Origin of the sequence: Nocardia sp. NPDC059240 (genome assembly GCF_042753865.1) — a bacterium.
In the GTDB taxonomy this organism is placed as follows: Bacteria; Actinomycetota; Actinomycetes; order Mycobacteriales; family Mycobacteriaceae; genus Nocardia.
Window position 1 is genome coordinate 71,033 of record NZ_JBHZAC010000020.1, and the last position, 12,923, is coordinate 83,955.

16 protein-coding genes are annotated in these 12,923 nt (G+C 65.3%); 8 read left to right on the forward strand and 8 right to left on the reverse strand.

Annotated elements, in window-relative coordinates:
* Positions 1-847, reverse strand: an 847-nt coding sequence (locus ACFXHA_RS43405) for a caspase family protein (RefSeq protein ID WP_379366940.1), incomplete at its 3' end; no start/stop codon positions are given.
* Positions 844-1,191 carry a hypothetical protein gene (locus ACFXHA_RS43410; protein ID WP_379366942.1) on the reverse strand — a complete coding sequence of 116 codons (348 nt, stop codon included), beginning with the start codon at positions 1,189-1,191 and terminating at the stop codon, positions 844-846. The genes ACFXHA_RS43405 and ACFXHA_RS43410, both read right to left, overlap by 4 nt.
* A 1,117-nt stretch (positions 1,192-2,308) precedes the next feature.
* Here ACFXHA_RS43410 and ACFXHA_RS43415 point away from each other — a divergent pair.
* From ACFXHA_RS43415 to ACFXHA_RS43435, 5 genes are all read left to right on the forward strand, one after another.
* Positions 2,309-2,695: a hypothetical protein gene (locus ACFXHA_RS43415; protein WP_379366944.1), complete on the forward strand. Its 387-nt coding sequence runs from the start codon at positions 2,309-2,311 to the stop codon at positions 2,693-2,695.
* A gap of 1,145 nt (positions 2,696-3,840) precedes the next feature.
* Positions 3,841-4,653, forward strand: coding sequence for a hypothetical protein (locus ACFXHA_RS43420; RefSeq protein ID WP_379366946.1), 813 nt, complete (start codon positions 3,841-3,843; stop codon positions 4,651-4,653).
* A 731-nt stretch (positions 4,654-5,384) separates the two neighbouring features.
* Positions 5,385-5,681, forward strand: coding sequence for a hypothetical protein (locus tag ACFXHA_RS43425; protein ID WP_379366948.1), 297 nt, complete (start codon positions 5,385-5,387; stop codon positions 5,679-5,681).
* Positions 5,678-6,811, forward strand: a complete 1,134-nt coding sequence (locus ACFXHA_RS43430) for a hypothetical protein (protein WP_379366950.1) — start codon at positions 5,678-5,680, stop codon at positions 6,809-6,811. The genes ACFXHA_RS43425 and ACFXHA_RS43430 overlap by 4 nt, the downstream gene beginning before the upstream one ends.
* Complete coding sequence (locus tag ACFXHA_RS43435; protein ID WP_379366952.1) at positions 6,808-7,053, forward strand: hypothetical protein; 246 nt, start codon at positions 6,808-6,810, stop codon at positions 7,051-7,053. The genes ACFXHA_RS43430 and ACFXHA_RS43435 overlap by 4 nt, the downstream gene beginning before the upstream one ends.
* A 122-nt stretch (positions 7,054-7,175) precedes the next feature.
* Here ACFXHA_RS43435 and ACFXHA_RS43440 read toward each other — a convergent pair whose 3' ends face one another.
* Positions 7,176-8,525 (reverse strand): pentapeptide repeat-containing protein, encoded by a 1,350-nt coding sequence (locus ACFXHA_RS43440; RefSeq protein ID WP_379366956.1) that lies wholly within the window; start codon positions 8,523-8,525, stop codon positions 7,176-7,178.
* A 149-nt stretch (positions 8,526-8,674) separates the two neighbouring features.
* Here ACFXHA_RS43440 and ACFXHA_RS43445 point away from each other — a divergent pair, with 149 nt between their 5' ends.
* Positions 8,675-8,977 carry a hypothetical protein gene (locus ACFXHA_RS43445; RefSeq protein WP_379366958.1) on the forward strand — a complete coding sequence of 101 codons (303 nt, stop codon included), beginning with the start codon at positions 8,675-8,677 and terminating at the stop codon, positions 8,975-8,977.
* Between the two features lie 94 nt (positions 8,978-9,071).
* Here ACFXHA_RS43445 and ACFXHA_RS43450 read toward each other — a convergent pair whose 3' ends face one another.
* The gene (locus ACFXHA_RS43450; protein ID WP_379366960.1) at positions 9,072-9,326 is read right to left on the reverse strand and encodes a hypothetical protein; all 255 of its coding nucleotides are present in this window, start codon (positions 9,324-9,326) and stop codon (positions 9,072-9,074) included.
* Between the two features lie 186 nt (positions 9,327-9,512).
* Between ACFXHA_RS43450 and ACFXHA_RS43455 the strand changes: the two genes are divergently transcribed.
* Positions 9,513-10,490 carry a hypothetical protein gene (locus ACFXHA_RS43455; RefSeq protein WP_379366962.1) on the forward strand — a complete coding sequence of 326 codons (978 nt, stop codon included), beginning with the start codon at positions 9,513-9,515 and terminating at the stop codon, positions 10,488-10,490.
* Complete coding sequence (locus ACFXHA_RS43460) at positions 10,487-10,843, forward strand: hypothetical protein (protein WP_379366963.1); 357 nt, start codon at positions 10,487-10,489, stop codon at positions 10,841-10,843. The genes ACFXHA_RS43455 and ACFXHA_RS43460 overlap by 4 nt, the downstream gene beginning before the upstream one ends.
* 110 nt (positions 10,844-10,953) lie before the next feature.
* Here the strand turns inward: ACFXHA_RS43460 and ACFXHA_RS43465 are convergent, their stop codons facing one another.
* From ACFXHA_RS43465 to ACFXHA_RS43480, 4 genes are all read right to left on the reverse strand, one after another.
* On the reverse strand, positions 10,954-11,352 hold the full coding sequence (locus ACFXHA_RS43465; protein ID WP_379366965.1) for a hypothetical protein: 399 nt from the start codon (positions 11,350-11,352) through the stop codon (positions 10,954-10,956).
* A 205-nt stretch (positions 11,353-11,557) separates the two neighbouring features.
* Entirely contained in the window at positions 11,558-11,926 is a 369-nt protein-coding gene (locus tag ACFXHA_RS43470; protein ID WP_379366967.1) for a hypothetical protein, read from the reverse strand.
* Positions 11,923-12,582: an RNA polymerase sigma factor gene (locus ACFXHA_RS43475; protein WP_379366969.1), complete on the reverse strand. Its 660-nt coding sequence runs from the start codon at positions 12,580-12,582 to the stop codon at positions 11,923-11,925. Before ACFXHA_RS43475 ends, ACFXHA_RS43470 begins: the two co-directional genes overlap by 4 nt.
* On the reverse strand, positions 12,575-12,895 hold the full coding sequence (locus ACFXHA_RS43480) for a hypothetical protein (protein WP_379366971.1): 321 nt from the start codon (positions 12,893-12,895) through the stop codon (positions 12,575-12,577). The genes ACFXHA_RS43475 and ACFXHA_RS43480 overlap by 8 nt, the downstream gene beginning before the upstream one ends.
* Between the last annotated feature and the right edge of the window lie 28 nt (positions 12,896-12,923).

Here is a 12,923-nt window from a genome sequence, read left to right on the forward strand (position 1 = left end):
CGCCTGCGTCTGCGGCACGCTGGTACCAGGTTTCGGCTTCGACCTGCTCGCCACGTTCGCTGAGTAAGTAGCCCAGGCTGGTCATCGCGCCGGTATCGCCTGCTTCTGCAGCCCAGCGGTACTTGTTTTCCTGCCCTGGTCGTCCAAACAGTCGTACCTCCCCAGCGATGTCAATACGGCGGCGCTGGGGGCGTGAGTGTCCGCCGCGGTGTAGGCGTCGTTCGGTCTCCTCGTACAGCTCGTCAAGGGTGCCGTCCGGTGCCTCGGCGGCTGCGGCCAACATCGCGCCTGTGAAAGCGGTATTGCGCTCTCCAAGCGGAGCGAAAGACGGTTCGTTGGCTGACGAGGACGCGATCGTATAGGTGCCACGCAGCTCTGTCTGCCCGCCTACCAGGCCCGGAAGGTCTGTCATGGCTTCGAAGGCGCGGCCGGCGAAACAGCAGTCCAAGATCAAGACCCGCACGCGGGCAGGGCTTTCAAGAATCTCTTCGCGCAGCGTCTCGAACGGCACTGTTGTCCAGCGGATACGGTTGGGATCGCTCCCGGTCACCGCCAAATGTAGACGACCCTTACGGTCAAGGAGCCCATGACCGGCGTAGTACACCAGCAGCACCTCCGTTGCCTCTCGGGCGGCGAGTCCAACGGCGTCCCCGACGTCGGACGGACGTGTTGGGTCGGTCACGGTCACGCACTGTGTGCCAGTGAAGGCTCCGCCACGGCCGGAAAGGATCTCAGCTAAGTCAGTAATGTTCGCGGCGATTGCGGGAATCGGGTCGAGACTGTGGTCGTAGCGGCTGGTGCCGATCAGGATCGCACGAGAACCTTCTTGCGCCCGGGGCTCGGTCACTGCTTGGTGTCCGGCGGATCGAGCAGGTCCTTCAGTTCGCGGATCACCTCTGGAGCCTTGACGCGGACAGCGTCGAGTTCGACGGTGGTTTCGCCACGGGTGACGGTGATGGTGACATTGGAGCGGCGGTGCGTCACCCATGCGGTCAGCGAGGTCATCAGCGCTGAGCCGAGCCCGCCAGCGCCGAGCGCCACCACCAGCACTTCGACGACCCCGCCGCTCATCTGTCCCTTATCGGAGGGCGCGGACCGGGGATGCACCCGGCCGCGTAAGACATCGTCGTGGCTGAACCAGTCCAGTAGTGCGAGCAACTCGTCCGGGCCGCTATCGACCCGAATCGTCAATCCTGAATTCCCCTCTGACACAGACACATCCTGCCTCAGCACTTCCCCAGCTTCGCCCGGAATCGGTACCCAGTTCACTCACACTCAACATGTTTCCTCGACACTGCCCTGAGGAGTGGACCTGGACTTCCGTTCTGAAGGAATGGACCTGTCGAGAATCGATCGTTTTCAGAACACCAGGTCCCGGTAGAACTCGCCGAGAATCCAACAGTGTCAGCCGTATGCACTGATCGGACTGCAATGTGTGTGCGCCCCCGCCTCGGAGGACGCTCCTTGTCCACGTTTCCGCTGTTGGCAGTCCGAACCGAGACGATGGCACACCGCCCGGCGCCCCAGCACGCGAACGAATTACACCCGCACGCGGGCCCTCGGGCACCATGGACTTGTGGACGCGAGCAGATCCCTGCCGGGGCCGCCACCCTCACTAGAGGATCGGTCGTACACGGGTGCGCGCCTGGGCTCATGGTCGGAGAGTGGGCCGCCGATTTTCGTGGGTGCGGTTAGATCGAGGGCGGGTTCGAGCTTCCCCGCGTCGTCGACGGCGTCGCGGCGCTGGTCGGTGATAGCGAAAACCAGCGACTGGTTCGGGCGGCATCTGAGCTCGCTCATCACTGCTCGCCCCCGCCCTCGCCCGCCAGCAGAGGCCGAACCCATGTCTCGGAGTCTTTATGACCGGATCAGCATTTCCAGCGGGTGGATCACTAGCGACTACCCATCCATGGCACTTGTCGTCGCTGAAGACCGAGACCGATGGACGCTGACCCCGCCCAGCGAAACCGAGCGATGGGCGCATCTACAGATTCCCGGCCCCGACAGGGTGATACTCCACCCTGATGCGATCGAGCGACTCGCTGCATTCGCATGGACGACGAGTTTTCTGCTCGTGCCGCAGGAGGAAACCCGGCCGTGCGGAAAGCCAACCGAACAACCTGCAGCGCACGTCCGCATTCCACCCGCGCGTGAACGCGGCGACCCACCCAGCCAACTCGCCTCCACCGGCCCCCACATCGTGCGGGGCCCTACTTCCGCAGGTCGGACCTCAGTTTCCTGACCACCTGCGGGAGTCCTCGAATGTGCTGTCACTGCACGCTCCCGTTTGCTCATACGGGAGTTCCTCATGTCCCCCGATTTTTCGGCGGGTTCGGCGTTCGATCCGAATCATGCCCTCGATCTCACCTTCTGCTTGGCCGTATTTGTCGTCGCTGGATTGATCGTTCTGCTGGTGATCGCCCTGCGCCACGCACTGGGCGCAGGCAGCGATGAGGAGCGTGACCGCGCAGAACGCATCTTTGTCGCGCTGCTCAGCGTGCTCGCCCTGTTCCTCACCGGGCTGTTCACAGCGGTAAACGCGCTCGGGGGTGCAGTGCGTCGCCGAATGGCACGACCCGATAAGTCGGATCTGTCTGACGGCACGGTCTCTGTCGAAGAGCATCCACTCGCACGGCGGGCAGATGGCCCACCTTCACAAGGAAAGATTGGGTACGGCGACAGATCCAGGTCGTGACCGCGGCTGCGCCCGGGGGCGAAGGCAGACGTCGCCGACGGCCCCGGGCGTGCCCTGACCAGGTGCTGGACCTGATCCTCGATCTGCGTGAGCAGGGCCTGTCTTACCAGGCCGTGGCTGGACATCTCACCGCACACCAGGTCCCCAGTGCCACAGGCAAAACGGTGGCCTGGGACCGGAAGACCGTATGGGACCGGCTCCACACGAACAGTGCGCTCGACTACGCCGAGAGCCGGGCGCTCCGGTTGGCAGAGTAGGGCAACACGCCGCGAATCGCGTTCTCCAGGCACATATCCCGAACCTCGCTCACCGGGGCAACCTTGGTGGCCGCCAGCGTTGTCGGCGGCGATCGAATTCCTGCGCTGGCTCGTCGGTGACACCGACTCTCTCCCCGCCCGGCCGGAAGTGCCTGTGCCGCAGCCGGAAACGAAGTCGCACCGAGCCCGCCGGAAAGTGACACCAACCTCATGAGATGGAACAGCTGGACGTCGGGCGCGCTCGCTGTCCTAAAGGCCGTCCCTCCGAACCGGCTCCGGGATCGATAGAAGGAAGGGCTGAGGTCACTGGTCGTTGTCCGAACAGCACCAGACCTACTCTGCGGATTCAGGCTGGTCGGCCTTCTGGATTATCTGGCCGCTTACGGTGGCCGACGGCCCGGAAGCGGTGAGGCTTCCGGGCCGTCTACGTGCTGCGTGGGTGGTGCGTCTGCGCGGGCATTCCGCGGTGAACCGTCCTGACCGAGGGGTGCAGTTCCTGGAGGGTCCGTTTACGGCCTGCCCCACCACGCTCGCAGCAGACCGGCACGCTCGTCGCGCACTGCCTGCGGATCTCGCACCGGTCCACAACGAGTGTCACGGCTCCCGATGATCACCTGCCAACTCGAAACAGCCCTATTGGCACGGTAAGTCGCGTACTTGGCACGGCCGGTCGCCTGAAACAGGGGCCTATTCGCGCGGCAAAACTAGGATGACTTGCAGAGCGACCGGTCGGTGTCTCAAGTGCTAGAACGGATGAGATTGCAGCTGTAACAAGGGCTTTCGCGATTCTCTAGCGCTATCGGTGTGTCGCGGGTCCTCGGGGGCGAGTGGTGCCATGCTGTCGGCCTGCGCCATGCGTGCGGATGGGAAATCCTGAGGGGGTTCAAGATGACATCGCGGGAACTGCCGCGCCACTACCACGTCTGGGACGCGTGGGATTACCGGATGGTGGTGGCGGGATGTCTGGAAGGGCTGAGCGACGAGCAGGTCGCGCGCAAGGTCGGCCGCACGGTCGCAGCGATCCGAGACCGGGCCGAATACTTCATCGACCCCGACCCCGGCAGCACCCGCTCGGCCTGGTCGCGGCTGCGCGAAGAACTAGCGCTGGACCCGGACTACGACTGGGAGCCGGTGGTGCGCCGCCATCACGACGCCGAACAACTGCCCTACTGGGACGAGGCCGCCGACGAGCTGCTCGAACGGACCTGGGCGCACGCCGCACCGGTGGTGCCAGCGGGACGCTGGCCCTGGAACCGCGCGAAACAGGAACCACCCAGGCATCTGGCCCAGCTCGAAGAGGCGCTGGGCATCCACGAGTTCGAAATCTTCAAACGCCTGCGCTACAAGGCGCTGACCACCGACATCTGCGAGGTCGTCGAGCGTCTCGGCGCCGCCGAGAACGGTGTAGTCGCCGCGCGGGCGCGCATCCTGGCCGATCGGCACGCGGTGACCCTGTACATGCTGGTCGTGACCGACGAATCCGGCGGTGTCCTGCACACCTCCCTACACCCGGACCTACCCGCCGCGGTGGCGGCCAAGGACAGCGCGGCCGCCGGGTTCGCCAAGCATCCCCTGGCCGTATGGACGATCAGCGGGCGTTCGGTCGGTGACGGCATACTGGGGGACAAGCCGCTGACCGGGTCCTTCGAGATCGCGGCCACCCCGATCGTGGATCTGGACGCGCTCGACTTCGGGGCCTGAGCCGACAGTCGGTGACCGCAGCGATGGACGAGAAGGTCCTCAGGGCAGTTCCGAAGCCCTGAGGACCGTTTCACTGTGTGGCGAGGGCTGCGGGAACAGAGATCTCGCCCGACCCGGTGCTCGGCTGTGTCAGTGCGACCATCCGGGGACACCAACAACGCAAACGAACTTACCGTTCGGTAGCTATCGCGCTGTTGATTCCACTCTAGGTCACGCCATACCGCGAAGAGTTCCTTCTCAGATGTGCAATTAGGCATTGAACAGGGAAAAACCCGCCATACGGTCACGAAAGCGGGCTCTCGAATCTCGCAGGTTCTGTCTCGCGAAACAGCTGCTGGACACGGCGTTGGACAATCGCTGCGGGTCGCTGTGCAGCCGCCTTCGGCGTGTCGAGTCCGGCACCGAAGTCGGATCCTCGACCGGTTGGACGCCAATTTCCCAACCCTGGGGCTTAAGCCGGAATTCTTCGTTTCGTTACGGGTCTGTGACGGGCAAAATGGTTTGCCGCAGGCCCCTGACGGGCAAAGTCGCGGGCCGCCTGCACCAAACGAGCGGGAACTCGTCGGCGCAGGTGTCGTGACCCCAAGTCTCGGCTGTGTCATTCGCGGTACCCCGAAGGCAGATCGATCCGTTCGTCGTGTTCTGGGCGCAATCTCCACCCGCGTAAGGGAAACGAGCAGGGCAGAGCGATCTGCCTTCGGGAATCCATTCGAAGAGAAAGGGATTCCCTGGTGATCCCTGGGTCCATCAACCCTGGACGCCCCCCAGCGCCCGAACCCCCCGCCTCAGCGGTGTCCTGGCCGGTCGCCGTCCTGGCCTCGGTGGTCGTCGTCGCCGGACTCGGCTACCACTACCTGCTGATCATGCACGGAATCGCGCCCGCACAGGCAACCCGCGACCTGCTGACGACCGCGGTGCCGCTGGTCGCCCTCGTCCTGCCGGCCAGCTCACTGGGCACCGCCGCCCGCACGCTGTGCCGGGCGGCCGCGACGATCCTGGGCAAGATCGGGAGCGGCGGCGGCGCGTGACCCTCGACCACTTACCCCCCGAGCCGGCGATCACCGCGGCCCGATTCATGGCCAGCCTGCGTCGAATCCATCGGCAGTGCGGTCTGACCGCCGGCCAGATCGCGGTGTCCTCGGGGCTGCCCCGCTCCACGGCCTACCGATTCATCAACTCCGACAACAACACCCTGCCCAAAAGCCGCGACCAGGTCCTGGCGTTCCTGCAGGCATGCCGCGCCCCCGCCCCGCAGATCAAAACCATGCTGCACCTATGGGACCACCTCACCGGCAACGGCGGCCCCGACGAACCCGCCCGCCCGATCGCTGTCTCCCCGGTCGAGATGGTGTCGGGCCTCGACCCCGCAGACGAACGAACACGCCTGGTGCGCGTCGCCGAGGTCGACCTGCTGCTGGGCGAGTTGGTGCGGCTCACTCACCAGGTCAGCCATGACAGCGCACCCGAAGACGGGCTCGAGGTACGCGTCGATCTCGGCGGCGACATCACCTGCACGTGCCCGGTGTGCACCACCCCGGTCACGCTCGGTCCCGCCGACTGCGCCGCGATCGAAGCCGCCGCGGCCGCCCCGGCACTGTGGTGGCGCCGGCGCGCCACCTGGCAGTTGCACATCCTGGTCATCGTGCTGCTGATGCTCGCGGTCTATCCCGTCACCCGGCAGGCCGCGTTCGGCTACGACGTGTTCGCGGTGATCCCGCTGCTCGTGGTCGGCGTCGGACTGCTGTTGCTGCTGTCGAGCTCGCTGAAACAGACCGGCGCCCAAGTGGTCACCGCTCCCAGGCTGGCCGCCGTGACCGCGGCCAGCCTGGGAGCAGGCGGGCTGTCCTGGCTGGCCGCCGGCACCGCCCTGATGGGGCTGCTGAGCGGGTTCAGCGTGTTCGCGCTGGCCCCGATCTGGCTGAGCCTCACGCAGCTGCCTGGGCTGTGCACCACGGTCCGCGGCCTGTTCACCCTCATCTCCGCAGGCTGGTTCGGTGCCGTCCTCGGCTGCATCGCCGCGGCGGCCGCCATCCCCCCGGCCGGCGCTGCCCTCACCGGCATCGCCGGAACTGCGGCGTCGATCATGCTGCTGTCGAGCCGCCTGCTGCCGGTACCCGTCTCGAAATCCGAACCCCTACGCTCGAAGGCCGACACATGACTGACTGCAGATCCCTTTCCCGCACCGGACAACTCGGCTACGACGCGATGATCGCCGAGAAGCTCGCCCAGCTGAAGGCAGCTCGAGTACGCGCGCAGGGCGAGCTGAAGACCACACTTGCGGCCGGACTCACCACCGCCGCGATCGAGGACCGCATCCTCGACCTCAACGACCAGATCGCTGTCATCGCCGAAGTAATCGGCGACTCGAAACCGCCTGGGAGGCAGGAGTTCTGCCATTGAACTACATCGGCAGCTGATCGCGCGGCCGTCGCTGGGCTGGTGAGGAGGCCTCGCCAGGGTTGCTCGCGTATGCCATCCATCGTTTTCCGAACACTGCGTAGGTGGCGCGAAGCGTGGTGGTGCTACTCGACCGTTGGCGGCCAATCCTGGGGAAGGATGTTACGGGGCTTCAAAGACGCATCCTGGTCCCAATCGAACCGGGGTGCCGGATCCCACGTGCGTGGACTACGGAACGACACGGTGCTTTTTCCGAAGTCCACGCGCTGAAACTCCACCACGCTCAAGAAGGCCACCTGGTCGAATCTCGTGTCGAAATCCGCGTAGCTGGAGAAGGCCGCCCCCGTGAAGCTCGTGTAGCTGGAGAAGGTCGTCCCCGTGAAGTACGCGCCGAGGGAGAAGGTCGCCTGCTCGAAGTACGTGATGTCTGAGAAGGTCGCCTGCTCGAAGCCCGCGTAGACAGAGAAGGTTGCCTTCCTGAAGTCCGCGTCGCCGGAGAAGGTCGCCCCCGCGAAGTACGCATCGACGGAGAAGGTCGCCTGCTCGAAGCCCACGTGGCCGGAGAAGGTCGCCCCCGTGAAGTCCGTGCTGTCGGAGAAGGTCGCCTTCTCGAAGTTCGTGTCGTCGGAGAAGATCGCCTGCCTGAAATTCGCGCCGAGGGAGAAGGTCGCCTCCTTGAAGCTCGTGTAGCTGGAGAAGGTCGCCTGCCCGAAGTTCGTGTCGCGGGAGAAGGTCGCCCCTGCAAAACTCGTGTGGCCAGCGAAGGCCGATGCTTCGAAGTGTGCGATGCTGTCGAAGCGCACACGGCTGAAGTCTGCATCTTCCAGATGGGCGGCGCGGAAGTCGAAGGCGTTCGTTCGCCAATCCGGGGTGCTGCCATCGCGTAGATGCTCGGCGATGACGCGAACAATGGTCTTGCGGACCTCCCGGTCGTTCTGCCGGTATTCGGTGGTTTCCTCCAGGTCGACCTTTTCGTTCTGTTTGGTCTTGGTGACGAGCTTGGTGCGCCCGGACCCGCCGTGCGCGGCGTCGTAGGGCAGACGCAGATACCCGCAAAGCACATCGATGCACTGCTGTTGGTTGGTTCCGTTGGATTCGTCGGCGACACCGGCCATCGCGTACACCCCGGCGATGCGGACCGCGACATCGCCTGAACCAAGTTGCGCGGCGGCGGCGCCGAAACGTTCGACGAACCGGTTCTGCTCCAGATCACGCTGACGCCGGTAGGCCACCACCAGCGCGACCGCACCACCGACACCACCGACGACGGTCAACGCCAGTTTGGTGACGTCGATCGGCGGGGCAAGCTGGTTGTGGTTGGTCGTGATAATCCGGGCCAGTACGAGTTGCGCGGCCACCGCGATCCCGGTCCCGGCGGCCAGGGCCAGGGTGACCGCAGTGAACAGCCGCACCCGGCCGACCCGGTGCCCTGCCCGCACGATCGACCGCTTCGCCTGCGTTCCCGCGGGGCGCACCCACCCGAACATGACCAGATTCTGCGGGAACCCGCCCTCTGACACCCCCGAATTCGCGTGCAGAAGCATCGTTTTCCGAACAGCCCCTCGGCGCTGCGAAAGCGTTGCGATTCCCCTGGTCGCGATATTTCGCTCGTAGGTTGATCGACATGAGTGCCGATACGGAGAGGGACTACTTCAACGCGCGGGGCATCTTCTTCCAAGACATGGAGAGGGTGCCAAAGGATCCGAACCTCTGCGGATGCCTCCAGGTGCGCAAGGTCGGTTCCGACTTCGATGTGAAGGTGTTCGTCCGTCCGAATCTCACCGGCAAAACACGCCGAAGGTTCGCCGATGCGGCTGAGGCCCGCTTGAAGGGGTTCGTTGCGGACGGCCCCAAGGTGAGTAAGGGTTGGCGCCCAGTGGGCGATGGTCGATGGGAGATCTGTATGGCAGTAATTCAACTGGGGTGATCAGGGAACCAATCGTTTTCCGAACACGGCAGTGGGGTCGTGCAAATCCGATAGTTGGTGGCCGACGCAGCCTAGAGATTGGCGTTGAGGCGAGTCAGCACCGCGGCCCGCTGACGGGCGACGTCGGCGACGGCAGATGGTTGTTGCGCCGCCCTCGAACGGCTGCCGTGTCGCGGGGCGGGGCGGTGCAGTCGAGGACCGCGCGGGCGTCGCGGCGGCGTGCGCGGTCAGGGTGCCGGACGGCGGTGATGCCAGCGTAGAGGCGGACCGGGCCATCGTGGCGCAGCCACCAGACCAGGCCACCGACCGCGCTCACAGCGCCGGTGCCGGTGAGGATGTGGTCGATCATGCCCGAGGTTGTATGCGGCGCCCGGCGCGCAATGCGCGGGGCCTCGCGGGTATCGGACATGTTGGGAATTCAGGGATTCCGGCCCGTGCGTGGGTTCCCGCCGCCGCATACAACCGAGGTATCCGGTCGCGGCCGGGGATATTCGACCAGGAGGGCATTCGGCCCGTGACCGTGAAGAAGGGACACATGGTGGCTGTCGATGACGAAGGCGGCGAGACCTACTACACACCTGACCTGATCAGAACCATGGCCGACCGCGGGGCTGACCACATGGTCCCCTACCTGGTCCACGACCCTGCTTGTGGCACCGGAGCCACACTGATCCAGGTCAAGTGGTCTTCGGTTCGGCATGCCAGTGGTGTTCTGACTGCCGAGATCCCGGACCTCGAACGATATTTCACCGACGAATCGGAGCCTGTTCGCGTATTGGCGGGGGTCCTGGCCGACTATCTCGCCGACGAGACTCACCGCCAGCAGTTGGCGGGCGACGCCAAGCTCTTCGCGGCGCTGCAGGCGGTCGGGTTCGAGGGTCCCGCGTGGGAAACGTTCACGCTCAAACTCCTGAAGTACGGGGCCGGGGTGCTCGAAGCGTGGATGCGCGCCGGCCACCTGCTCGGGATGTTCAAGAGCAAGGGGATCGTATTTACCCCGTCCCCGCGCGAGGCCGACCGGCTCATCTACGACACGGAATTCCGTACGTCGCTGGTCGACATAGCAGTGATGACCGCACTGCACACCTTCCGCCGTCGCTGCCTCGAAGGCAGCGGATGGCGCGCCGACGGCGGAGCCACCCTGACGACCTACTTCGCGGTCGCCTGCCTGCACGCCACTGCGAACGAGCTGCACAAACATCGGCGCGCCGACGCGCGTGCCCACAAGAGCCTCGAGGCCGCGCTGCGGCTCGAGGCTGCCAGGCCCAGCCAGGATTTCCACGTTCCTGACCCGAGCCAGGAGGCCATCGACCAGCTGATCCTGCACCAGCATATGGCCGAACTGACCCAACGCGACCGAAACATCGTGTGGGGCAAGGCATGTGGATACTCGAACCGGGAAATCGCGGAAATCTACGGCGAGTTGTCCGCGCGAGCGGTGGAACAACGCTGGTCGACGTTGACCAAGAACGTGGAATGGATCGGACGACTGGCTGGTAAGGAGTCGAAATGACCGACCACAACACCGATATCGGCTTCCGTCACAACAACTTCGTCACCGATATCGACGACCTGATCGCCGGGTCCTCGCTGGGAGGCGAGGCCGCCCGGGACATCCAGAACAGGATCTCGGACGCCCGCGCAAGCCGGATCAGCTCGGCACTCGCCGCCCGGTACCGCTGCGAACAGGCGCAGGCGGCAATGGAACTCGACGAGACGAAGGACTGTGACCGGGGACCGGACGAGACCGAACTCGCCGCGATCGTCGAGCTCCTGAAGGCGCGCAACGAACCGTGGCGAGTGGCGTGCTCGTCCGAGCAGCTCTCGATGCTCCTCGGCCCGGCCCAGCGCACTGAACAGCCGTAACCGGCACCACAATGGATTCGTATAGGCGCATTCGACAGTTCCGCAGTCCGGGCTGCGGAACTGGCGAATGCAGAGCGTCATGCCGTCACGGCTGCGGGCAGGTGGCCTGGTCAGGGTTGTGAGGGTGCGGTAGGGCTGAGTTGCATGGCGTGGTTGGCGATATTGCTGCCGACGAAACACGGGATCGGTACCAGCAGCAGGGTTGCCAGAGCCCAGACGATCAGCCGGGTGCGGGTGATCGCTGCGATGATCACGCAGCCCAGTCCGATCACGAGGACCGCGCCCATTCCCAGCAGGGATACGTTGATGCCGCGGCCGACCTCGTCCATGCAGGGACTGCTGGGCGCACACGAATCGCCCGCCATCGCGAACATCCCCGTCACCCCCGTCAGGAAGATCGCGGCCATCAAGGCCAGCACGAGGCACACGGCAGCGATCCCCTTGTCCCACCCAGGAATTCGCTGCGGCCGGGTCGGCGCGCTCAGGGCCGGGTCGGATGTCGTCGTCATGCGTACCAGCCTCGTCGCCGCACGACGCTCGGCAGATGCGTAGAACTACCCGATCGTTGTGAGTACCGCGGCGACCCGCTCGCCGCCGTCGAGTTGCTGTCTGTCTCGCCGAGTCGGTCAAGCTACCGCGGCGCACGGATGACTAGACGTCCGGCCGGTCGATATCTCCAGTTCCGCAGTCCGGCAGTCCAAACTGCCAACGAATCTATGCTCTCCTGTTGGGGTGACGTCCAGCCGCGGTTCGGCGGGTAAGGGACCGGCGTCGACTGCCCTGCCCCCGCGACCGCCGGTTGTGCGCGACCTCGACACGTCCGGACAAGACGTCACACCCGGCGGAATCTGCTGCAGCTGAAGAGGTTTCCCGCTGTCGCTCGACCTCATCCGTCTGGTCGTCATCGAGGTCGTCACCGATCGCCTCGGCCAGCCGTGCCCAACCGGCATCCGCATCGCCGCCCCGATGCTCGACCAGATAGTCGCCGAGCTCGGCGAACATCGCGGCACCGAACTGTTCCGACACATCGGTCGCGTCGCCCAGGAACTGCCGGTCCGTGCCCCGCTTGTCCGTCGCGCTCATGGGTGTACCTCCTTGGTGGATGCGGTACCGCGGTCGCGTACCTCGTCTGAGGCCGCGCTCCAGATCTCCGTGCGGCGGCGGGGATCGCTCAGCAGTGCCTTGATCTTGTGTTTCGCGGTCGAACGCTGCGCCTGCACCGTGCGGCGCGTGGTGCGCAGCGCGGTCGCGATCTGTTGGTCGGGCAGGTTCATGCGCCAGCTCAGGAACGCCACCCGAAATTCGCCGGCGGTCAGTTCGGTCGACAGCACCTGCCACAACTGGCTCATGAGCACGTTGTCGACGGCCAGGTCGCCGGTGTCGGGCACGTGCCTGTGGGAGCCTGCGTCGCTCAGCTCGTCCAAGTCGTCACCGACCAGGTCCAGTCGCCGATCCTCGGCGCGCCACGAGTCGATGACCAGGTGCGACGCGATGGTGATCAGCAATCCGCGCGCTTCGTCCACCGGCTTGTCGAGCAGGCCGTGGCGGTATCTCTTCCAGGCCCGCAAGAACGTCTCGTGGACGAGGTCCTCGGCGTTGCGGGTGTTGCCGCGTAGCGCGACCACGACGAACTTGTAGAGCTCGCGCTGATCACGACGGTAGAGCCGCTCGAACGGCGACTGCTGCCGGTAGTGAGGATCCCGCGGTACAGGGGGATCGGCGACGGTCGGCTCACTCATGAACGGATACCTCGACGACGGGCGGTAGGACCGCGACGATCGGTGGCCCCGCCACCACCGACTCGTGTGAGCGCGTGGGGATGGGGCCCACCTCCACGATATGGGACTGCACGACCCCGGCTCGGCGGGACTGATACACCACGCGGGCGTAACCAGGTGCCTCGCGCAAGATCATGCGGGTTTCGAAATGCCGCTGGCAGTGGCGGATACCGCCCACCACCGTGCGCCAGAACACCGCGAAGACCACAAGTCCGACCATCCACGGCGACAGGCTGCCCGCCAGATCACCGGCAAACCAGCACAACTTCGTCATGACCGGAACACGTCTGAGCGCCGTGAAA